Here is a 21,914-nt window from a genome sequence, read left to right as displayed (position 1 = left end):
ACCAGGCCCTGCAACTCTCAGCCAGGTCGTCCCCGAAGAGCGACTCGCTCAGCTCGGCAGTGACCCAGCAGACCCGGGGTGCAGACAAGACGATTCGCCTCGTCCACCCCCAGGGTCAACCAGTGAGGGCTCAGCCGACGCGGTCGATGACGATCGGGGTGGCGTCGTACGACGACCCGTCCTCGATGTCGTAGCCGCCCTCCAGCGAGGCGAGGGCGCGCTCGAAGCGGTGCTCGTCGTCGGTGAGCAGCGTGAAGAGCGGCTGGCCCTCGGTGACCTGGTCGCCCGGGCGGGCGTGCCAGACGACGCCGGCCCCGGCCTGCACCGGATCCTCCTTGCGCGCCCGGCCGGCACCGAGGCGCCAGGCGGCCAGGCCGACCGCCATCGCGTCGAGCCGGGTGAGCACACCCGAGGCGGGTGCGGCGACGACGTGCGACTCACGGGCCGTCGGGAGCGCCGCGTCGGGATCACCGTCCTGGGCGCGGATCATCCGCTTCCAGACGTCCATCGCCGAGCCGTCGGCGAGCCTGTCCGCGGGGTCGACGTCGCCGCGGCCCGCGCCGGCCAGCATCTCGCGGGCCAGGGCCAGGGTCAGCTCGACCACGTCGGCGGGTCCGCCGCCGGCCAGCACGTCGACCGACTCCTGGACCTCGATCGCGTTGCCCGCGGTCAGGCCGAGCGGCGTGGACATGTCGGTGAGCAGGGCGACGGTGTGGACGCCGGCGTCGGTGCCGAGCGCGACCATCGTCTCGGCGAGCTCGCGGGCCGAGTCGAGGGACTTCATGAAGGCGCCGGTGCCGACCTTCACGTCGAGGACCAGCGCACCGGTGCCCTCGGCGATCTTCTTGGACATGATCGAGGAGGCGATCAGCGGGATCGCCTCGACCGTGCCGGTGACGTCGCGCAGGGCGTAGAGCTTCTTGTCCGCCGGGGCGAGGCCGTCGCCGGCCGCGCAGATGACCGCGCCGACCGACTCCAGCTGGGCGAGCATCTCGGCGTTGGACAGGGCCGCCCGCCAGCCCGGGATCGCCTCGAGCTTGTCGAGCGTGCCGCCGGTGTGGCCGAGGCCGCGCCCGGAGAGCTGGGGCACGGCGACGCCGCAGGCCGCGACGAGCGGGGCCAGCGGGAGGGTGATCTTGTCGCCGACGCCGCCGGTCGAGTGCTTGTCGGCGGTCGGCCGCGACAGCGACGAGAAGTCCATCCGCTCCCCCGACGCGATCATCGCGTCGGTCCAGCGCGAGATCTCCCGGCGGTTCATGCCGTTGAGCAGGATCGCCATCGCGAGCGACGACATCTGCTCGTCGGCGACCGCGCCGCGCGTGTAGGCGTCGATCACCCAGTCGATCTGGCTGTCGCTCAGCTCGTGGCGGTCGCGCTTGGCGGCGATCACCTCGACGGCGTCGTGAGCGTGGGCGTTCTCAGACATGGGTTCCTCTCACAGGCAGGCTGCGGAAGCCCCGCAGCACGAAGGTCCCCCGGCTCTCCGGCTCACCGGCGAGCTCCAGGTCGGGGAAGGCGTCGAACAGGGCGGGCACCGACTCGGCGAGCTCCATCCGCGCCAGCGGGGCACCGAGGCAGAAGTGCACGCCGACGCCGAAGGCCAGGTGGCTGTTGGGCGTCCGGTCGACGCGGAACTCGTCCGGCTCGTCGAAGACGGCCGGGTCGCGGTTGGCGGCGCCGAGCAGCGCGGCGATCTTCTGCCCCTCCTCGACGACGACGGTCTGCTCGCCGTGCGTGAACTCGACGTCCTCGGTCGCCGTGCGCTCGAAGAGCTGGAGCGCGGAGTCGAAGCGGAGCATCTCCTCGACCGTGGCCGGTACGTCGGCCCCGGGGCGCAGGCCGCGCTGCAGCATCGCGTTGAGTCCGTTGCCGAAGACGTTGACCGACGCCTCGTGGCCGGCGTTGAGCAGCAGCACCACCGCGGCGACGACCTCGTCGTCGGTCAGCTCGGTCGCCACGAGGTCGCTGATCAGGTCGTCCTGCGGCGACGTGCGACGCTCCCCCGCCAGCTCGCGGGCGAGCCCGGCGAAGTCCGTGGCCGCCCAGACGGCGTGGTCGACGGTCTCCTGGGACGGCGCGACCTCGTACATCCGCACGATCGCCTGCGACCAGTCGCGCAGGTCGTGGGCGTAGGAGCGCGGGACCCCGAGCAGGTCGGCGATGACCAGGACGGGCAGCGGCTCGGCGTACCCCTCGATGACGTCGAAGCCGGTCGGGTCGACCTCGGCCAGGAGCTCGCCGGCCAGCTCGCGCACGCGGGGCCGGAGCCGCTCGATGTGGCCGCGGCCGAACGCCGACGCGACCGGCCGGCGCAGGCGGGTGTGCTCGGGCGGCTCGTTCTCCATCATCTGGTTGCGGTGGAGCAGGTTGAAGGGCTCGAGGTAGTCGAGCGGCTCCTTGTCCTGCCACAGCCGGCCCAGCCTCCGGTCGCGCTGCACCTGCCCCACCGACGCGTGCGCGAAGGTGAGGTACATGCCGGAGCCCTCGTGCCACGCCACGCCGCCGGTGACCGCGTGCAGCTCGCGCTCCCGCGCGAAGTGGGGATACGGGTCGGCGACGACGTCCGGGTCGGTCAGGTCAAGCGAGGTCGTCGGGACCGAACGCATCAGGGAGCACCTCGTCCATCGTCTTGATCCCGGAGACCGTCCAGAGGAGCAGCCCGGGACCACCGTTCTCGTACAGGAGCTGGCGGCAGCGGCCGCACGGCATGATGATCTCGCGGTCGCCGTTGACGCACACGAAGTGGGTCAGCCGCCCGCCACCGGTGATGTGGAGCTGGCTGACCAGCCCGCACTCCGCACAGAGGGCGACGCCGTACGCCGCGTTCTCGACGTTGCAGCCGGTCACGACCCGGCCGTCCTCGACCGTCGCGGCCGCGCCCACCGAGAAGTGGGAGTAGGGCGCGTAGGCGTGGGTGACCGCCTCCTCGGCGGCGGCCTTGAGGGCCTCCCAGTCGAACCCGTCGTCCGCCACTACCCGGCGCTGCCCTTGCGATAGACCTGCCCGTCGGCCGCGGGCATCCGCAGGCGCTGCGAGGCGAGCGCGAGCACCAGCAGCGTGACGACGTACGGCGTCATGCCGGTGAACTCGCGCGGCACGGTGTCGGTGAGCAGGAACCACAGCAGGAAGCCGATCCCCAGCAGGCCGAGGACGATCCCCGCGGTGCGGGCGCCCTGGTAGAAGCGCCAGGCGGCGTAGGCGAGCAGGCCGATCGCGACGAGCAGCAGCAGCGCGTGGACGGCCGACGGCGTGCGCAGCCGCAGCGCGTCGGTGTAGCCGAAGAGCAGCGAGGCTCCGAGCGTCCCGAAGGGGTTCCAGTTGCCGAAGATCATCGCCGCGAGGCCGATGTAGCCACGGCCGCCGGTCTGGTTGGTGGTGAACCCGCTGGCGGCGACGAGGGCCAGGAACGCTCCGCCGAGGCCCGCCAGCGCGCCGGAGACCAGCACCGCGACGTACTTGTAGCGGTAGACGTTGACGCCCAGCGACTCGGCCGCGGCCGGGCTCTCGCCGCAGGACCGCAGGCGCAGGCCGAACGGCGTGTGCCACAGCAGCCACGAGGTCGCGATCACGATGAGCACGATGATCAGGGTGAGCACCGAGATGCGCGTGGTGAGCGCGGCCAGGAAGCCGGCGAGGTCGGAGATCACGAACCAGCCGCGGTCGTTGAGGTTGACCAGCCCGTCGGACACACCCGGGATCGTGACGAACGGGAGCCCGTCGAGACCGGTGAGCTGACGCGGGCCGCCGTACTGCAGGTCGGAGAAGAACGCCTCCGCGAGGAAGACCGTGGCACCGAGCCCGATGATGTTGATCGCGACGCCGGACACGATGTGGTCGACGCCGAAGGTGATCGTCGCGATCGCGTGCAGCAGGCCACCGACCGCCCCCATCCCGGCCGCGCCGAGCAGGCCGACCCACGGGCCGTAGTGGTAGGTGAAGTAGGCCGCGCCCCACGTGCCGAGCAACATCTGGCCCTCAAGGCCGATGTTGACGACGCCGGCCCGCTCCGACCACAGGCCGCCCATGCCGGCGAGCAGGATCGGGCATGCCGAGAGGATCGCGGCGCGCAGGGTGTTGGCGGCGGAGATGTCGTCCGCCCCGGTGAAGATGCGCACCAGGGAGAGCCCGACGACGGCGAGGAGCAGCACCAGCCAGTAGGACCGGTAGAGCCCGGCGATCTTCGTCGCACGCGGCGACGGCGCGCTCCGGTCGACGTCGGTGTTGGTCGTGCTCATGCGGCCACCTCCTGCGCCGGCGCGGTGCGCGCTCGGGCGACCGATCGTTGTTCGAGCCGGATGCGGTAGCGACGGACCAGCTCGTAGGCGATGACGACGGCGAGCACCGCGACGCCCTGGGTGATCTGCACGACGCTCGGCGAGATGTCGGTCTGGAAGACCAGCGAGTTGGACTGCGCGCTGAGGAAGGCGAACAGCACGGCGCCGAAGATCATGCCGACCGGCTGGTTGCGGCCCAGCAGCGCGACCGCGATGCCGGTGAAGCCCAGGCCCGCCTGGAAGGTCGTGCCGTAGGTGTAGGCGGAGCCGAAGTAGGCCGGCATCCAGATCAGGCCGGCCACGGCACCCGAGAGCAGCATCGAGACGAGGACCATCCGGTTGACCTTGATGCCGCTGGCGACCGCGGCGGTCTGCGAGAGGCCGGTCGCGCGGAGGTCGAAGCCGAAGCGGGTCTTGTTGAGCAGCACCCAGAACCCGATGCCCACGGCCACGGCCAGCAGGCCGAGGGTCCAGATCGCACCGTCACGGTCCTCGAACGGCACCCAGCCGGGCACCTGGCTCGAGGCGTGCAGCGCCTTGGTGCGCACCTGGTTGCCGCCGTGCTCGCCGTACTGGTCGAGCAGGTAGCCGACCAGGATCGCGGCGATCGAGTTGAGCATGATCGTCGAGATGACCTCGCTGACCCCGCGGGTCGTGCGCAGGATGCCGGCGATGCCGGCCCAGATCGCACCCACGGCCATCGCGATGACCAGGCTGGCGAAGACGTTGATCGCGCCGGGCAGCAGCGCGGCGCCCGCGAAGGTCGCCGCGGTGTACGACGCGAGGGTGTACTGCCCCTCCACGCCGATGTTGAAGAGTCCCATCCGGAAGCCGATCGCGGCCGCGACGGCGGAGAGGTAGATCATCGACGTCTGGTTGATGATGTTGACCATGATCCGGTTCTCCGGCTTGGCCAGGATCACCGACCAGAAGTCGCCCGCGCTCGAGTCGCTGCCGGAGGCCAGGATCACGATGCTGGTCGCCAGCATCGCGATGAGGACCGCGATCACCGGGGCGAGCAGCGCGAAGCCGATCCGCTTGAGCGTGTTCACGCGTTGCCTCCCGTCATCGCGGCGCCGAGGTCCTGGGGCGTCACCCGGGCCGGGTCGAAGGTGCCGACCATCCGGCCGCGCAGGATGACCTCGATCCGGTCGGAGAGGCCGATCAGCTCGTCGAGGTCGGCGGAGATGAGGAGCACCGCGAGGCCGTCGTGGCGGGCCCGCTTGATGTGGCTCCAGATCGCGGCCTGGGCGCCGACGTCGACGCCGCGGGTCGGGTGCGAGGCGATCAGGAGCACCGGGTCGCCGCTCATCTCGCGGCCGATGATCAGCTTCTGCTGGTTGCCGCCCGAGAGGGCCCGGGCGACGGTGTCGATGCCGGGCGTGCGGACGTCGTACTCCTCGACGATCCGCCGGGTGTCCTTGCGCGCGCCGGACCGGTTGATCCACGGGCCCTTCACGCTCGGCGGCCGCGTCTGGTGACCGAGGATGCGGTTCTCCCAGAGCGGCGAGTCGAGCAGCAGGCCGTGCCGGTGGCGGTCCTCGGGGATGTAGCCGACGCCGGACTCGCGGAGCCGGCGGGTGTCCCAGGTGGTGACGTCCTCGTCGCCGAGGAAGATGCGGCCGGCGGTCGGGCGACGCATGCCCATGACCGTCTCGACCAGCTCGGCCTGTCCGTTGCCCTCGACGCCCGCGATGCCGAGGATCTCGCCGCGGTGGATGTCGAGGGTGATGTCGGAGAGCAGGTCGCGGCCGGCCTCGTCGGTGAGCGTCAGGTCGCGCAGCGAGAGCTGGACGACGTCGGTGACGGTCGACTCCGAGGTCTCGGGCGAGGGCAGCTCCGAGCCCACCATCAGCTCGGCGAGCTCACGCTTGGTGGCCGTCTTCGGGTCGGCCTCGCCGACCGTGGTGCCGCGGCGCATGACGGTGATGTCGTCGGCGATCGCGAGGACCTCGTCGAGCTTGTGGGAGATGAAGAGCACGGAGTGGCCGTGGCTGCGCAGGTCGCGGAGGTTCGCGAAGAGCGCGTCGACCTCCTGCGGGACCAGCACGGCGGTCGGCTCGTCGAGGATGATCACCTGGGCGCCGCGGTAGAGCACCTTGAGGATCTCGAGGCGCTGCCGGTCAGCGACGCCGAGGGTCTCGACCAGCACGTCGGGGCGCAGGCCGAAGCCGTAGCGCGAGGAGATCGACTCGAACTCGGCCCGGGCCTTGTCACCGATGCCGTGCAGCCGCTCGGCACCGAGGACGGCGTTCTCGAGCGCGGTGAGGTTGTCGGCCAGCATGAAGTGCTGGAAGACCATCCCGATCCCGACCGCGATCGCGTCCGTCGGAGAGCGGAACGAGTGCTGCGTGCCGTCGACCTCGATGGTGCCCTCGTCCGGCTTCTGCACGCCGTACAGGATCTTCATCAGCGTCGACTTGCCGGCGCCGTTCTCCCCGATCAGGGCGTGCACGGTGGCGGGCCGGATCGTCACGTCCACGTCGTGGTTGGCGATGACACCGGGGAAGGACTTGCCGATGCCGGACAGCCGGACCTCGGGGGCGTGGACGGCGTCGGCACTGACGCTGTCGGCAGCCGCAGCTGACACGGGGGACCTCCGTCAATTCAGGGGTGGTGCGCGACCAGGACGTGCAGATCAGGACATGGAACGGCGTACGGGCCCGGGGAGCACGCTACCCCGGGCCCGTACGTTAGTCAGGCGGCGATCCGCCCGCCGTCACGGGGCGGTCGGAACCTTGATGTCGCCGCTCTTGATCTTGTCGGCGTAGCCGTCGATGTCGCTCTGGATCGAGTCCAGGAAGCCACCGGAGGTCGAGTAGCCCACGCCGTCGTTCTTGAGGTCGTAGGTGACGTAGCCGGTGTTCGGCGAGCCGTCGTTGACCGACTTGATGAAGTCGTACGACGCGACGTCGACGCGCTTGAGCGCCGAGGTCAGGATGTGCGGCTGCTGGTCGGCGGTCGCGGTGAGGTACTGGTCGGAGTCGACACCGATCGCCCAGTTGCCGTCGCCGGCCTCGACCGCGGCGTCGAAGACACCGCTGCCGGAGGCGCCGGAGGCGTGGTAGACGACGTCGGCACCCTTGTCGAACTCACCCGCAGCGGCGGTCTTGCCACCGGCCGGGTCGCCGAAGCCGGAGAGGTCGCTCTCCTCGATGTAGGCGATGTCGACCTTGATGCTCGGGTCCACGGCGTGGACGCCCGCGGTGTAGCCGGCCTCGAAGGACTTGATGAGGTCGTTGTGCACACCACCGACGAAGCCGACCTGCTTGGACTTGGTCGTCTCGGCAGCCGCGACGCCCACCAGGAAGGAGGACTCGTTGGCGGCGAAGGAGAAGTACGCGACGTTGTCGTTGGCCTTGTCGTCGGGGTCGTAGCCGTCGACGACGCCGAACGCGACGTCCGGGTAGTCCGGGGCCACGGCGTTCACGGCGTCGCTGTAGGCGAAGCCGACACCGATGACGGCGGTCGCGCCGGCGTCGGCCATCTGGCGGAGGCGGTCCTCGCGGGCCGACTCGGCCTCGCCGTCCTGGGCCTCGCCCTCGAGGCAGGTGGCGTCGAAGTCCTCGACGGCCTTCGCGACACCGGCGTACGCCGAGTCGTTGAACGACTGGTCGCCGCGGCCGCCCACGTCGTAGGCCAGACCGATCTTGGGACCGCTGCCGTCGGCGGTCTTGCAGACGTCGGCGCTCGCGTCGGTGGAGGAGCCACCGCTCGCGCTGCCGCCGTCGCTGCCGCCGTCGCTGTCACTGCCGCATGCCGTGAGGGCCATCAGGCTGGCCGCCACTACGGCGGCGAACTTCGTGGTGCGTCGCAAGACGCCTCCTTCGTTGGGTGGAACCGCAGAGCGGGAAAACAACGAAACCCTAGGGCCTGCGTCCGGCAGGTCCACCCCGTTCACGAAGTTGTTACCGAGTCGATGCGGGTTGCGCAGAACTTGTCAGTCAGACCCGCCGATTTTCAGCAAGGACCGCTCTACCACCGGCAGATCGGCCCGTGCGGTCAGGCGCTGGGGAGCGTGGCCAGAGCGGCCTGCGCGAGCACCCGCGCACCGATGCCGACCGCCCGGTCGTCGACCCGCAGGTTGCCCTGGTGGAGGTCGTACGTCGGGCCGCCGGGGGTGCGGGTGCCGAGCCGGCCCATCGCGCCCGGGACCCGGTCGAGGTACCAGCCGAAGTCCTCGCCGCCGAGGCTCTGCTGGGTGGGCACGTGGCCCTCCCGGCCGACCACCCGCTCGACGGCGGTCGCGAGCCGCAGGATCGAGGCGGCGTCGTTGACGACCGGGGGCACGCCGCGCTGGTAGTCGACCCGCGCCTGGACGCCGTACGGCGCCACGATCTCCTCGACCAGCTGCGGGACCAGCTTCTCGGCCTCGGACCACGCGATCGCGTCGAGCATCCGGACCGTGCCGCCGGCGCGGCCGGTGGCGGGGATGACGTTGTGGGCCGAGCCGGCGCGGATCAGGCCCCAGACGACGCTGACCCCGGACCGCGGGTCGAGCCGGCGGGAGAGGATCGCGGGCAGCTCGGTGACGACCTTGCCGAGGGCGTAGGTGAGGTCCTCGGTGAGGTGCGGCCGCGAGGTGTGGCCGCCCGAGCCGGACAGGGTCACGTCGAGGTGGTCGGCGGCGCCGGTGATCGGGCCCTCGCGGAGCCCGACCTGGCCGACGTCCAGGGTCGGGTCGCAGTGGAGGCCGAAGACCCGCTCGACGTCGTCGAGCACGCCGAGGTCGATGAGCGACAGCGCTCCCCCGGGCATGACCTCCTCGGCCGGCTGGAAGAGCAGCCGCACCCGGCCGTTCAGGAGCCCGCGCTCGTGCACCCGGGCGAGGGCCAGCGCGGCGCCGACGAGGGCGCTCGTGTGGACGTCGTGCCCGCAGGCGTGGGTGACGCCCTCGACCGTGCTCGCCCACGGCTCACCGGTCAGGTCGGGCACCGGGAGGGCGTCGAGGTCGGCCCGCAGCGCGACGACCGGCCGGGGGTCGTCGGGGTCGCCGAGGTCGGCGACCAGGCCGGTGCGCGGCAGCTCGGTGACCCGCCAGCCGGCGGCGGCCACGCGGGCGGCGACGAGCGAGGTCGTCCGGGTCTCGCGCCAGGACAGCTCGGGATGAGCGTGGAGGTCCCGCCGGAGCGCCACCAGGTCGGCGCCGTGGTCGGCGACGACCTCGTCGACGAGGGCGTCGACGAGCGCGGTGGCGGCGGGGTCGGACATCAGGACGAGGTTAGCCCGCCTCGCCCACGAAGGGGTGCGGGCCCGGCAGGGCTGGACAGGCTCAGACGGGTGGCCTCTGGTCCAGACCGTTGGCGGCGACCGCCACCCAGTCGCGCACCCGCGAGGTCGGCACGTGCAGCACCCGCGCCACCATCGCCGGGGAGTAGCCCGACTCCGTGACGGCCGCGACGGCGAACTCCTTCGCGGTCGGGAAGGCTCGCTCGGCGACGCCCGGGAGGGTCGGCACCGGCGACCCGGGGGGCACCGGGGACCCGGCCGCCTCGATCAGCTCGGCCGGCGTGTCCGGCACCAGCACGGGCTCGGGTGCGCTCTCCCCTCCCACGGGCTCGGGGACGACCGGCGCCGGCGGCCGGTACGTCGCGATCGCGCGGTGACCCTGGGCGACCAGCGACTCCTCGAAGAGCCGGCGCAGCTCCCGCTGCTGGCGCCGCCGGCGCAGCACGAAGACCAGGCCGACCAGCGGCACGACCAGCACCAGCAGCAGCGGCATCGCCGAGGAGTGCCGCTCGGCCCACATGACGGCCTCGGGCCGGTAGGTCCAGTCGCCGCCGTTGCCGTCGCCGGTCTCGAGGCGGGCCGCGCCGGCCTGCGAGACCGCGCCGGAACCGCGACCGTCGATCTGGTTGTCGCTGACGGTCGCCGTCGCGTCGCCGTCGCCGGCGAGCCGGACGCCGTGCCCGGTGCCGACGGTGATGTCGTTGCCCGTGACGGTCGCCTGCGACTGGTCGATGTCGACGCCGACCTCGTCGCCGGCGATCGTCGAGTCGGTGACGCTGGCGTCGGTCACGTCGTCGGTGATCCAGATGCCGTCGCCGTCCTCCGACTCGACCGTGGACCCGTCGTCGATCGTCACGTCCGTGGCGGCGCCGTGGATCGCCAGGGCCGTCGCGGCCGAGCGGATCGTCGTGCCGCCGATGGCGACGTGGTCGACGGCGGTGATCCGCGCGCCGCCGTACGCGCTCCCGGTGATCGTGCTCGAGAGCACGGTCAGACCGGAGTAGTTGCCGATCCCGTAGCCGGCCGAGTTGAGGCCGTCGGCGAGCGGCGATCCGTCGACGTCGAGGCCGTAGCTGCCGGCCTTCGTGATGGTGGCGTGCTCGATCAGGACGTGGGCCGTGCCGTTGGAGACCGCGACCCCGTCCTCCCCGGGCCTCTTCACGGTCAGGCCGCGGAGCCGGATGTTCTGGGAGCGGTTGGTGAGCTCGACGCCGTGCCGCTGCGGGCTCGTGACGGTGAAGTCGTTCGCGCGCACCCGCTGGGCGCCGGACGCGTAGAACCCGATGTGGAGGTCGGTCGCGGTGACGTGGGCGAGGCGCGCGACGGCCGTCGTGTCGGTGCTGCCGGTGACCGAGAGCCCGCCGGTGCGGCCGCTCCAGTAGCCCAGGTGGGACAGGTCGACGTACGCGAGCCCAAGGCCGCCGTCCTTGACGCGGATGTAGGGCCGGCCGTCGTCGGTGGTCGTGTCCGGCGCGTCCGTCGACGTGTCCCAGCCGACGACCGTGAGGTGGTGGTCGGCGGAGCCGGTCAGCGCGATGCCGCCGCCCCAGGAGACCAGGCTGGTGTACCCCTTCGGCCCGCTGGCCAGCCGGAGGGTGCCGCCGGCCGGGGACATGATCACGAGCGAGGCGTCCCGGCGCACGGCGACCGACTGGACGAGCGTCACGACCGTTCGCGAGGTCCGCTCCGCGGCGCCCACGCGGATCAGGTCCTGGAGCGTGTACGGCGTCCGCCGCGCGCCCAGCACCACGGTGCCGTCGACCCGGGAGATGCCGGTGGCCTCGCCGAGGCTGACCTTGCGCAGCCGGGCGTCGTCCTGGTCGAGCAGCCGCGTCTCCTGGGCGGCGTGGGCGAGCGGGTCGGCCTCGTCCGGCTCGGCCGCGGCGGTCGAGGTCGCCGCCGGCTGGTCCTCGGTGTCCTTGTCGTGCTCGCGGACCCACGCGACCCCCACCAGGGCGGCCAGCAGCACCAGCACCGCCGCGACCCGGATGAGGTTGCGCCAGCCGCGGCCGAGGGTCTCGCCGCGCTCGGCCGCGGTCACCTCGCTCACGCGGGGGCCTGGGCGGGATCGGCGGCCTTGCTCAGGCTGGCCTCGGTCTGGCCCTCACCGCCGATGGTGTCCGCCGAGCGGGTCAGCCAGCCCTGCTTGTTCATGGTGAAGAGCGCGTAGGTCTTGATCGGGCCGGCCACGAACATCACCGCGAAGGTGACGACCGGCAGGATCAGGATGTCCTCGGGCCGCCGCCACAGGTGCGAGATGCCGCGGATGCCACGACCCACGAAGAGCCAGGCCAGCGACACCCCGAAGGCCGCCCAGGGATGGTCAGAGCGCAGGCTGAGGAAGACGTAGACGAGCGCGATGGTGCTGGTGACCGGCGTCAGCAGGATCTGCATGACGGTGATCTGGGAGATGATCGGGGTCTTGAAGATCCAGCCGTTGCGGACGGCGGTGATGTAGCAGCGGTAGGAGTTGCGGCTCCAGCGGACCCGCTGCTTGCAGAACGCGCGGAACGTGTCGGGGAACATCGACAGCGCCCGCGCGGTGTCCTGGTGCGCGACCCGGAAGCCCTGCGACAGCACCAGCCAGGTCAGCCGGCCGTCGTCGCCGGCCACGCACTCGCGGCCCCAGAAGATCTCGTGCTCGAGGTCCTCGATCCGGTCCTTGACCACGTCGTACCGGTAGGCGCTGGTGCGGCCGGACGCGCAGATCACGCCGCCGAACTTGCCCATCGCCGGCGCGTAGTCGTAGTAGCGAAGGTCGATGATCCAGTCGGCGACCCGGCGCCACAGGCTGGTCTTCGGCAGGTAGACGTTCTGCCGGGTGCTGACCGCGCCGACGACCGGGTCGATGAACGGCATCTGGATGTTCTCGTACATCCCGGGCAGCCACACGGTGTCCGAGTCGATGAGGATCAGCAGCTCGGTGTCCACCAGGCGCATGCCGTAGCCGAGCGCCGAGCGCTTGCCGCGGTGCTTGAAGAGGTGCGCCTCGACGTGGGGGTGGCCGAGTGCGTCGATGCGCTCCTTGGCCTCGGTGTCGGCGACGTCGAGCACGATGATGATCCGCGAGGGGCCCTCGGCCAGCCAGGTCTCCAGGCAGCGCAGCAGCACGTCCGGGTCCTCGTGGTAGGACGGCACCACGATCGTGGCGGTCGTGCGGAAGTCGTTGACCACCGGTCGCGCGCTCGCCGAGATCAGCTTGCGCACCAGCCAGAAGCCCCACGAGATCATGCCGATGATGCCGAACGGCAGGATCCACGACCACTCGCCGGGCGCACCCATGGCCGAGCGGAGCGCGTCCATGTGCCCCTCCTCGGGGTGGTCGACCGGGCGATGACAGGGCAGAGCGACCCGAGAAGGCAGCGCCCAGGCTAACCGGAGCCGTCCTCCGATCGAGGCATTTGGCGCGCCTGCGCGACGGTGTCCCTCCCGGCTGTGAGACTCCCCTGGTGCGCCGGTTGCTCTCCTGTGTGGCGGCGACCGCGCTGGCGCTCGCCCTGGCCGGCTGCTCCTCCGACGGCCGCACGGACGCGGCGACCGCCGGCACCTGCGGCTTCGGCGGGGTCGACGTGACCGGCCCGGACGAGCTCGCCGACGCGCTCGCCGACGCTGAGCCGGGCGACGAGATCCTGCTCGGACCCGGCACGTACGACGGCCCCTTCGGCATCACCCGGTCCGGCACCGCCGACGCCCCGATCACCCTGTGCGGTCCGCGCGACGCGGTGCTCGACGGCGGCACGGTCGACCACGGCTACGGCCTGCACCTCGACGGTGCGTCGTACTGGACCGTCCGCGGCATCACCGTCACCCACGCGCAGAAGGGCGTCGTGCTCGACGGCTCCTCGCACGTCGAGATCGCCGACCTGCTCGTGGAGGAGGTCGGCGACGAGGGCATCCACCTGCGCGCCGGCAGCAGCCACGACGTCGTCCGCGACAACGTCGTGCGGCGCACCGGCCTGCGCGAGCCGGACTACGGCGAGGGCATCTACGTCGGGACCGCCGAGAGCAACTGGTGCGACCTCAGCGACTGCGAGCCGGACCGCAGCGACCACAACGAGATCACCGGCAACACGGTGCGGGACACCACCGCGGAGGCGGTCGACATCAAGGAGGGCACCACCGGCGGGCTCCTCTCGGGCAACGACCTCTCCGGCCCCGGGACCGACGCCGCCGACTCGGTCGTCGACGTCAAGGGCAACCGGTGGACGGTCCGCGGCAACACCCTGCGCGCGTCGGCGGCGGACGCGATCCAGGTGCACGTGGTCGTGTCGAACTGGGGCCGGGCGAACAGGTTCGTGCGAAACTCGTTCCAGCTCTCCGTTCCGGGGGGCTTCGCCGTCAACGTCGTCGGCGAGGCCCAGGAGGCATCGAACGTCGTCGCGTGCGGACAGCGCGTGACTCCCGAGGCTCACGGGGAGCTCTCCAATGTCGCATGTCGCTGAGACGCCGCCGCCCTACGCGGTCGTCATCGAGGACGACGCCGAGGTCGCCGAGCTGCTGTCGCTGATCCTGCGGCAGACCGGCTTCCGCCCGGTGGTCGCCGAGGACGGTCCGTCGGGCGTCGAGGCGGTCCGCCGGCTGGCACCCACCATCGCCACCGTCGACGTCGCCCTGCCCGGCCTGGACGGGCTGGAGGTGACCCGGCAGATCCGTGAGTTCAGCTCGACCTACCTGGTGATGGTCAGCTCACTGGCAGGCGAGGACGACATCCTGGGCGGCTTCGCGGCAGGCGCCGACGACTACGTCGCCAAGCCCTTCCGCCCGCGCGAGCTGCGCAGCCGCTTCCTGGCGGTGTTGCGGCGGCCGCCGTACCGCTTCCCGATCGCGATGGCCGCCCCTCCCCCGCCGCCCGAGCCGGAGCCGGTGCGGCCGGTCCCGGTCGGCGAGGTCGAGTTCGAGGACGACTGGGTGACCTTCCGCGGGCTGCGGCTCAACCCCGACCGCGGCGTCCTCACCGTCGACGGCCGCGACGTCGCGCTGCCGCGGCTGGAGTTCGACCTGCTCGAGCTGATGCTCTACGCCGGCACGCAGAGCCGCAGCCGCGGCGAGCTCGCGCTCAGCCTGCGCGGTGAGACCTACACCGACGGCAGTGCCGTCCGCGAGTCCGACCACGAGCTCGTCGCGGCGGCGATGGGCGCCCTGCTCGCCAAGATCGGCGAGGACACGTCGGCCCCGCTCTGGATCGAGACCGACGGCGCGGGCGGCTACCGCTTGGTGCCGCCCCAGCCGAACCGGACCACCTTGCCGGCGGGCGCACCCTCGTCGGGCGGCAGCACGTCGATGGTCGCGTACAGCTTGCCGTAGCTCAGCTCGACCGCACCCGGCAGGCCGACCTCGGCGTACGTCGAGACGGTGCCGTGCCGGTCGATCTTGGAGATCTTCCCGCCGAAGAGCTCGGCGACGTACACGTCACCGCGCGGGTTCACCGCGAGGCCCGTCGGCGTCGCCAGCCCGCCGGCGACCAGCGTCGTCGTGCCGTGCCACGGGTCGATCTTGTAGACCGAGCCGAGCGGCACCTGCTCCCCGATGCCGCCGCCCTCGGTGGTCACGTAGAGCTGGCCGTGCGGGCCGACCTGGACGTCGGTGGGCACCGGCTCGCCGTAGTAGGTGTGCCCGACGACGCAGTCGGGCGCGCCGAGACCCGTGGCGAGGTCCTGGGTGATGGTCACCGGCACCGGCGGCAGGACCGCGACGGTACGGATGTGACCCCACGGCGAGATCGCGAGCACGGCGTTCATGCCGGCGTCCGCGACGTACGTCGTGTGCTTGGTCTGGAAGGTCGCGTAGGGGTGCGAGTCCGGCAGGCCGGTGTAGGTGACCGGCCCGAACTGGTCGGCCGGCCACTGCGCGGCGCAGTCGGCGTCGAGGTCGGTGATGCCGTAGGTGTTGACGCTGTCGGGGTTGGTGGCGTTCTCGTAGGCCCGGACGTGCGCGAGGGTGTGGGCGCCGGACTTGGTCAGGACCTTGACCCACGAGTCGGCGGGCTCGCCGGTGTCCGGGTCGCTCGAGGTCTCGGTGAAGACGATCCGGCCCTTCCGCACCGAGACGCCGCCGACCTCGTTGCCGCCGGTGGATGCGTAGAGGTTCGTCGTCGTGCCGTCGGGGCGCACCAGGTCGAGGGTGCCGCCGAAGTTCTGGGTGACGAGCGCACCGTGACCGCTGATCGCGAGGCTCAGGGGGGACAGCAGGCCGTCGGCCAGTGTCGTCGGGGTCGGAGGCGGCGGTGCGGCGACTGCCGGTGCCGCGATCAGGCCACCGGCGAGGGTGGCGGAGGCGAGGACTGACAACAGGAGTGTTCGGCGCATACGTCCACACGACACCAGCGTCGGCGGGAGGTCGTCCCCTGATCTGGGGAAGACGTCAGCGCTCGTCGTACGCCTGGAGAATGCGGTCGGCCGCAACCGTCGCGGGCATCTCTCCGCTGAGCACCGCCGCCCGCAGGTCGTCGCGCACCGCCCGCACGCCGGGCGAGTGACGCAGCCGCTGGTCGAGCTCGTCACGCACCAGCGCCCAGGTGAAGTCGAGCTGCTGGTGGGCGCGCTTGTCGGCGAGGCCGTCCTCACCGAGGTGCTCGCGGTGCGCCACCACCCGGTCCCAGACGTCGTCGACGCCGGTGCCCTCGAGCGCCGAGCAGGTGACGACGGGCGGCGCCCACTCGTCCATGCCGCGTACGAGCCGCAGCGCGCCGGCGAGCTCACGGGCCGCGCCGCGGGCCTCCATCTGGCGGTCCCCGTCGGCCTTGTTGACCGCGACTACGTCGGCGATCTCGAGGATGCCCTTCTTGATGCCCTGCAGCTGGTCGCCGGTGCGGGCGAGGGTGAGGAAGAGGAACGTGTCGACCATGCCGGCCACGGTCACCTCGGACTGGCCGACGCCGACGGTCTCGACCAGCACCACGTCGTACGCCGCCGCCTCGAGGACCGCCATCGCCTGCACGGTCGCCCGGGCGACGCCGCCGAGGGTGCCCGCGCTCGGCGAGGGCCGGACGAAGGCGTCCGGGTCGTTGGCGAGCCGCGCCATCCGGGTCTTGTCGCCGAGCACCGAGCCGCCCGTGCGCGTCGAGCTCGGGTCGACCGCAAGCACCCCGACCCGGTGACCGTCGCCGGTCAGCCGGGTGCCGAGCGCCTCGATGAAGGTCGACTTCCCGACGCCCGGGACCCCCGAGATGCCCACACGTACCGCGTCGCCCCCCGGCAGTGCCGTGAGGAGCTCGCGGGCCTGCGCGCGGTGCTTCGAGCTGGTCGACTCGACCAGCGTGATCGCCTGCGAGACCGCGGCCCGCCTGCCCTGCGCGATGCCCTCGAGGAGGGCAGCGACATCAGGCACCGTGGTCCAGCTGCTCCCGCAGCCGGGCGAGCAGGTCGAGCGCCGACTCGGCGATGACGGTGCCGGGCAGGAAGACCGCGGCGGCACCCATCTCCTTCAGCGTCGGTACGTCGTCGGGCGGGATCACCCCGCCGATGACGACCATGATGTCCGGGCGGCCCTGCTCCTCGAGCGCCGTCCGCAGCGCCGGCAGCAGGGTCAGGTGACCCGCGGCCAGCGACGAGACGCCGACGATGTGCACGTCCGCGTCGACCGCCTGCTGGGCGACCTCCTCGGGCGTGGAGAAGAGCGGGCCCACGTCGACGTCGAAGCCCATGTCGGCGAAGGCGCTGACCACGACCTTCTGGCCGCGGTCGTGGCCGTCCTGACCCATCTTCGCCACGAGGATGCGCGGGCGGCGGCCCTCGGACTCCTCGAACTCGGCGGTCGCGTCGAGCACCTGCCTGACGAGCGTGCCGCCCTCACCGGCGGAGGACTCGTCCCTGTACACGCCGCTGATCGTACGGATCACGGCCTGGTGCCGGCCGTAGACCTTCTCCAGCGCCTCGGAGATCTCGCCGACCGTCGCCTTGGCCCGGGCCGCGTCGACCGCGAGGGCCAGGAGGTTGCCGTCGAGCGAGCCCTTGCTGGCGCCCTGCTCGGCCGAGCGCGTGAGCGCCTCGAGGGCACTGCGGACGTCGTCGTCGTTCCGCTCGGCACGGAGCCGCTCCAGCTTGGCGATCTGCTGGCGGTAGACGTCGTCGTTGTCGACCTTGAGGACGTCGAGCTTGTCCTCGGCGGCGAGCCGGAACGTGTTGACGCCGATGACCTTCTGGGCGCCGGAGTCGATCCGGGCCTGGGTGCGGGCGGCGGCCTCCTCGATGCGCATCTTCGGGATGCCCTGCTCGATCGCGGCCGCCATGCCGCCGGCCGCCTCGGCCTCCTGGATGTGCGCCCAGGCGCGCTCCGCGAGGTCGTGGGTCAGCCGCTCGACGTAGTAGCTGCCGGCCCACGGGTCGATCGTCCCCGTCGTACCGCTCTCCTGCTGGAGCAGCAGCTGGGTGTTGCGGGCGATCCGCGCGGAGAAGTCGGTCGGCAGCGCGATCGCCTCGTCGAGGGCGTTGGTGTGCAGCGACTGGGTGTGGCCCTGGGTCGCGGCCATCGCCTCGATCGCGGTGCGCTGCACGTTGTTGAAGACGTCCTGCGCGGTCAGCGACCAGCCGGAGGTCTGGGAGTGCGTGCGGAGGCTGAGCGACTTGGGGTTCTGCGGGTCGAACTGGCGCACCAGCCGCGACCACAGCGCGCGGGCCGCGCGCATCTTCGCGACCTCCATGAAGAAGTTCATGCCGATGGCCCAGAAGAAGGACAGCCGGGGAGCGAACTGGTCGATCGTCAGGCCGGCGTCGAGGCCGGCGCGGATGTACTCGACGCCGTCGGCCAGCGTGTAGGCGAGCTCGAGGTCGTTGGTCGCCCCGGCCTCCTGGATGTGGTAGCCGGAGATCGAGATCGAGTTGAAGCGCGGCATCTTCTGCGAGGTGTACTGGAAGATGTCGCTGATGATCCGCATGCTCGGGGCCGGCGGGTAGATGTAGGTGTTGCGGACCATGAACTCCTTGAGGATGTCGTTCTGGATGGTCCCCGCGAGCTGCTCCGGCTTCACCCCCTGCTCCTCGGCCGCCGCGATGTAAAGGGCCAGGACGGGGAGTACGGCGCCATTCATGGTCATCGACACCGACATCTGGTCCAGCGGGATGCCGTCGAAGAGCGTGCGGGCGTCGTAGATCGAGTCGATCGCCACGCCCGCCATGCCGACGTCGCCACGCACCCGCGGGTGGTCGGAGTCGTAGCCGCGGTGGGTCGCCAGGTCGAACGCGACGCTCAGGCCCTTCTGGCCGGCCGCGAGGTTGCGGCGGTAGAAGGCGTTGGACTCCTCGGCGGTCGAGAAGCCGGCGTACTGCCGGATCGTCCACGGCTGCGTCGTGTACATCGTCGGGTAGGGCCCGCGCAGGAAGGGGCTCAGGCCCGGGAAGGTGCCGAGCGCGTCGAGGCCGGCGATGTCCTCGGGGCCGTACATCGGCTTGATCTCGATGCCCTCGGGGGACATCCAGGGCTCGCCACTGAAGGACTTCGGGACGCTCATGCCAGCTTCTCCCTCGTGCGGGTCAGGAAGTCCAGGGCGTCGACGCCCATCGCGCAGGAGTCGTCGGCCCAGTCGCGGGGCTGGCCGGCGACGATCACCCACTCCGCGCCGTTCGTGCGGAGCTCGGCGGCGACCTCGGCGCCCTGCTCGTCGTACGCCGCGTCGGTGCCGGCCACGCAGACGACCCGACCGGCCTCCGTCGTGACCGCGATGCCGCCGGCGGCGAGGAGGTTGGTCGCGAAGGTCGCGCGGGCGGTGTGCTGGGCGACCGTGCCGAGCGTGGCCAGGTGGACCGGGGTCGCGGCGGGCGCGTCGCGCAGCGCCTCGAAGCTCGCGCCGTAGCGGCGGACCGGGTCCGGCTCGCCCTCGCGGACGGGCAGCTCCTCGGCGAGGTGGGGGAACTCCGTGAGGCCGGTGATCGGGCGCTTCCGCGTGGCGATCTGGCGCTCGCGCTTCTCGACGGTCTTCGCGATCTCGGCCGCGAGATCGGCGCCGTCGTCGAGGCGGCCGAAGAGCTCCCAGGCGGCACGGGCGAGGTCGTCGGTCAGCTTCTCGACGGCGTACGAGCCACCGGCCGGGTCGGCGACGTGTGCGACGTGGGCCTCGTCGATGAGGAGGTGGCTGGTGTTGCGGGCGATCCGGCGGCCGAACGCGTCCGGCCGCCCGAGCGGGCCGTCGAACGGCAGCACCGTGACGCTGTCCGCTCCCCCGACGCCGGCGGCGAAGGCCGCGACGGTGGTGCGGAGCATGTTCACCCAGGGGTCGTACCTGCTCATCATCGGGCGGCTGGTGACGGCGTGCTGCGTCATCTCGCCTGCACCCTGGGACATCTCGAGCACGCGGCTCCAGAGACGACGGGCCGCGCGCAGCTTGGCGATCGTCGGGAACTGCTCGTCGGTCGCGGCGTAGCGGAACTCCACCAGCCCTGCGGCCTCGTCGACCGTCATGCCGGCCTCGGTGAGACGACGGAGGTACGACGCCGCCTCGGCCATCGACCAGGCGAGCTCCTGGCCGTCGCTCGCGCCCTGGTCGTGGATCGTGCTCGCGTCGATCACGAAGGCGCGGATGCCTCGCTGCCAGGCCTTCCGGCCGAGCTCCGCGGTGGCCTCCGACGCGGGGACGCCGAGGTTGGTGCCGGGGTGGAGCTCGCGGTCGCCGACGTACTGCAGAAAGGCGTCGGGGTCGCCGCCGTCGAGGACGACGGGAGCGAGGTCGACGAGGACGCCGTCGAGGGCGACCGCGTAGTCGGTCCCACCGGCCAGCCAGAGGCTGGTGACACCGCCGTCGAGGTCGACCAGCGCCTCCTCGTGGGCGAGCCGCGCGTCGCGGCCGTCGACGTACGCCCGGATGTCCCAGTCGCCCTGCCGCGTCGGTCGGCCGCTGGTCTCGAGGTCGTCCAGCAGCGCGGGCGTCCCGAGCGGCGTGACCTCGATGCCGTCCAGCGTCCTGCGGGTCAGCTTGGCCCAGACCAGCTCGTCGGCGTCGTCGTCCTTGAGGCGCTTGGACTTGCGGAGCACCGCAGCCGCCTCGCGCTCCCAGTCCGTGGCCGTCCAGGTGTCCTCCGGGGCCGCGAGGTCGAGCGAGCCCTGCTCGGGCTCGAGCTCGGTGGGCTCGTCCAGCCCGCCCTCCACGCTCCTCTGATCGGTCATGGTGCGAACCCTAGGACGACCGTCACTCCCCGGCCACGGAGTGTGACGTTTTCAACCGAGCACCCGCTTGGGCGGGCCCCTCCGATCTCGCCGAGTCGAGGGTTTCCGCGGCTCGAGTCGGGGCTTTCCGCGGGCTGGGCTCGGCTCGACGCGCGGAAACCCTCGACTCAACGGACGGAAACCCTCGACTCGACGGCAGGGCCGGGGCAGTCGTGACCGGATCGTGACCGCCACGGGCGCAACGCCACGCGGGGGCCGTTGCGTCTCACCCACAACGAGGGAAGACAGCGGCGCGCAGCGGGCGCACCGTGGTGGGAGATCGGTCCACTCGGGAGGGAGACGGTCATGGCACTCATCGCGCACCACCACCCGCGGGAGCAGCGGAGCAGGGATGGGGACCCGTCGACGCCGATGGCGCTGCTGCGGGCGTTCCTGACGATCACGCTCGTCACGCTCCTCGTGGCGGCGGCAGTCGGCGGCGCGGCGTACCTCTTCGCGCAGGCACTGATCAGCCTGCTGCCCAGCTGAGCGACTAGACCTCGGTACGGCCGTCGTTGTCCTTGTTGCGGATGCCGATCTTGTTGCCGAGCCATACCAGGGGGTCGTACTTGCGGTCGACGACGCGCTCCTTCATCGGGATGATCGCGTTGTCGGTGATCTTGATGCCCTCGGGACAGACCTCGGTGCAGCACTTGGTGATGTTGCACATCCCGAGCCCGGCCGCTCCCTGGGCCAGCGCTCGGCGGTCGTGGGTGTCGAGGGGGTGCATGTCGAGCTCGGCGTACCGGAGGAAGAAGCGGGGGCCGGCGAAGGCGGGCTTGTTGTCCTCGTGGTCGCGTACGACGTGGCAGGTGTTCTGGCAGAGGAAGCACTCGATGCACTTGCGGAACTCCTGGCCCCGCTCGACGTCGATCTGCGCCATCCGCCGCTTGCCGTCGGCATCGCGCGGGCCGAGCTCGGCGTACGGGAGCTCCTTGGCCTTCTCGTAGTTGAAGGACACGTCGGTGACCAGGTCGCGGATCACCGGGAAGGTCCGCATCGGGGTGACCGTGATCGTCTCGGTCGGCTCGAAGTCGGAGAGCCGGGTCATGCACATCAGCCGGGGCCGGCCGTTGATCTCCGCCGAGCAGGAGCCGCACTTGCCGGCCTTGCAGTTCCAGCGGATCGCGAGGTCACCGGCCTGGGTGGCCTGCAGCCGGTGGAGTGCGTCGAGGACGACCTCGCCCTCGGAGACCTCGACGTCGTAGTCGGCGAGGTCGCCGCCCTCCTGGTCGCCGCGCCAGACCCGCATCTTCAGCGTGTAGCCCATGTCAGCCC

Annotated in this window: 18 protein-coding genes; 3 read left to right on the top strand and 15 right to left on the bottom strand. The window is 71.7% G+C overall.

Going from position 1 to position 21,914, the window contains the following annotated elements:
* Window positions 1-130: 130 nt before the first annotated feature.
* The 10 genes from K8U61_RS18800 to K8U61_RS18755 form a co-directional block, all read right to left on the bottom strand.
* On the bottom strand, window positions 131-1,426 hold the full coding sequence (locus K8U61_RS18800) for a thymidine phosphorylase (RefSeq protein WP_224124588.1): 1,296 nt from the start codon (window positions 1,424-1,426) through the stop codon (window positions 131-133).
* Complete coding sequence (locus K8U61_RS18795) at window positions 1,419-2,606, bottom strand: cytochrome P450 (protein WP_224124587.1); 1,188 nt, start codon at window positions 2,604-2,606, stop codon at window positions 1,419-1,421. The genes K8U61_RS18800 and K8U61_RS18795 overlap by 8 nt, the downstream gene beginning before the upstream one ends.
* Window positions 2,578-2,973, bottom strand: coding sequence for a cytidine deaminase (locus tag K8U61_RS18790; protein ID WP_224124586.1), 396 nt, complete (start codon window positions 2,971-2,973; stop codon window positions 2,578-2,580). The genes K8U61_RS18795 and K8U61_RS18790 overlap by 29 nt, the downstream gene beginning before the upstream one ends.
* Window positions 2,973-4,235 (bottom strand): ABC transporter permease, encoded by a 1,263-nt coding sequence (locus tag K8U61_RS18785; RefSeq protein WP_224124585.1) that lies wholly within the window; start codon window positions 4,233-4,235, stop codon window positions 2,973-2,975. Before K8U61_RS18785 ends, K8U61_RS18790 begins: the two co-directional genes overlap by 1 nt.
* Complete coding sequence (locus K8U61_RS18780) at window positions 4,232-5,326, bottom strand: ABC transporter permease (RefSeq protein WP_224124584.1); 1,095 nt, start codon at window positions 5,324-5,326, stop codon at window positions 4,232-4,234. The genes K8U61_RS18785 and K8U61_RS18780 overlap by 4 nt, the downstream gene beginning before the upstream one ends.
* A complete protein-coding gene (locus K8U61_RS18775; RefSeq protein ID WP_224124583.1) occupies window positions 5,323-6,864 on the bottom strand; it encodes an ABC transporter ATP-binding protein in 1,542 nt (513 codons plus the stop codon). The genes K8U61_RS18780 and K8U61_RS18775 overlap by 4 nt, the downstream gene beginning before the upstream one ends.
* Window positions 6,865-6,993: 129 nt before the next feature.
* A complete protein-coding gene (locus K8U61_RS18770; RefSeq protein WP_224124582.1) occupies window positions 6,994-8,091 on the bottom strand; it encodes a BMP family lipoprotein in 1,098 nt (365 codons plus the stop codon).
* 185 nt (window positions 8,092-8,276) lie between these two features.
* The gene (locus K8U61_RS18765; protein ID WP_224124581.1) at window positions 8,277-9,485 is read right to left on the bottom strand and encodes an amidohydrolase; all 1,209 of its coding nucleotides are present in this window, start codon (window positions 9,483-9,485) and stop codon (window positions 8,277-8,279) included.
* A gap of 61 nt (window positions 9,486-9,546) precedes the next feature.
* Window positions 9,547-11,553, bottom strand: a complete 2,007-nt coding sequence (locus tag K8U61_RS18760; protein WP_224124580.1) for a right-handed parallel beta-helix repeat-containing protein — start codon at window positions 11,551-11,553, stop codon at window positions 9,547-9,549.
* The gene (locus tag K8U61_RS18755) at window positions 11,550-12,806 is read right to left on the bottom strand and encodes a glycosyltransferase (protein ID WP_224124579.1); all 1,257 of its coding nucleotides are present in this window, start codon (window positions 12,804-12,806) and stop codon (window positions 11,550-11,552) included. Before K8U61_RS18755 ends, K8U61_RS18760 begins: the two co-directional genes overlap by 4 nt.
* 146 nt (window positions 12,807-12,952) lie before the next feature.
* On the opposite strand from K8U61_RS18755, the gene K8U61_RS18750 reads away from it, so the two are divergent.
* Complete coding sequence (locus K8U61_RS18750; protein WP_224124578.1) at window positions 12,953-13,945, top strand: right-handed parallel beta-helix repeat-containing protein; 993 nt, start codon at window positions 12,953-12,955, stop codon at window positions 13,943-13,945.
* Window positions 13,929-14,807 (top strand): response regulator transcription factor, encoded by an 879-nt coding sequence (locus K8U61_RS18745; RefSeq protein ID WP_224124577.1) that lies wholly within the window; start codon window positions 13,929-13,931, stop codon window positions 14,805-14,807. The genes K8U61_RS18750 and K8U61_RS18745 overlap by 17 nt, the downstream gene beginning before the upstream one ends.
* On the opposite strand, the gene K8U61_RS18740 is transcribed toward K8U61_RS18745, so the two are convergent.
* The 4 genes from K8U61_RS18740 to K8U61_RS18725 form a co-directional block, all read right to left on the bottom strand.
* Complete coding sequence (locus K8U61_RS18740; protein WP_224124576.1) at window positions 14,708-15,790, bottom strand: ScyD/ScyE family protein; 1,083 nt, start codon at window positions 15,788-15,790, stop codon at window positions 14,708-14,710. The two genes, K8U61_RS18745 and K8U61_RS18740, sit on opposite strands and share 100 nt — an antisense overlap.
* A gap of 73 nt (window positions 15,791-15,863) precedes the next feature.
* Complete coding sequence (meaB, locus tag K8U61_RS18735) at window positions 15,864-16,829, bottom strand: methylmalonyl Co-A mutase-associated GTPase MeaB (RefSeq protein ID WP_224124575.1); 966 nt, start codon at window positions 16,827-16,829, stop codon at window positions 15,864-15,866.
* Window positions 16,822-18,948: a methylmalonyl-CoA mutase gene (scpA, locus tag K8U61_RS18730; RefSeq protein WP_308043206.1), complete on the bottom strand. Its 2,127-nt coding sequence runs from the start codon at window positions 18,946-18,948 to the stop codon at window positions 16,822-16,824. Before scpA ends, meaB begins: the two co-directional genes overlap by 8 nt.
* Window positions 18,945-20,597 carry a methylmalonyl-CoA mutase family protein gene (locus tag K8U61_RS18725; protein ID WP_224124574.1) on the bottom strand — a complete coding sequence of 551 codons (1,653 nt, stop codon included), beginning with the start codon at window positions 20,595-20,597 and terminating at the stop codon, window positions 18,945-18,947. The genes scpA and K8U61_RS18725 overlap by 4 nt, the downstream gene beginning before the upstream one ends.
* 345 nt (window positions 20,598-20,942) lie before the next feature.
* On the opposite strand from K8U61_RS18725, the gene K8U61_RS18720 reads away from it, so the two are divergent.
* Window positions 20,943-21,125 carry a hypothetical protein gene (locus K8U61_RS18720; RefSeq protein WP_224124573.1) on the top strand — a complete coding sequence of 61 codons (183 nt, stop codon included), beginning with the start codon at window positions 20,943-20,945 and terminating at the stop codon, window positions 21,123-21,125.
* 4 nt (window positions 21,126-21,129) lie between these two features.
* Here the strand turns inward: K8U61_RS18720 and K8U61_RS18715 are convergent, their stop codons facing one another.
* On the bottom strand, window positions 21,130-21,906 hold the full coding sequence (locus tag K8U61_RS18715; protein WP_224124572.1) for a succinate dehydrogenase/fumarate reductase iron-sulfur subunit: 777 nt from the start codon (window positions 21,904-21,906) through the stop codon (window positions 21,130-21,132).
* Window positions 21,907-21,914 lie beyond the last annotated feature (8 nt).

The organism is Nocardioides mangrovi, assembly GCF_020073815.1.
In the GTDB taxonomy this organism is placed as follows: Bacteria; Actinomycetota; Actinomycetes; order Propionibacteriales; family Nocardioidaceae; genus Nocardioides; species Nocardioides mangrovi.
Note: the sequence above shows the minus strand (reverse complement) of the source record. Positions and strands in the feature narration are given on the sequence as shown.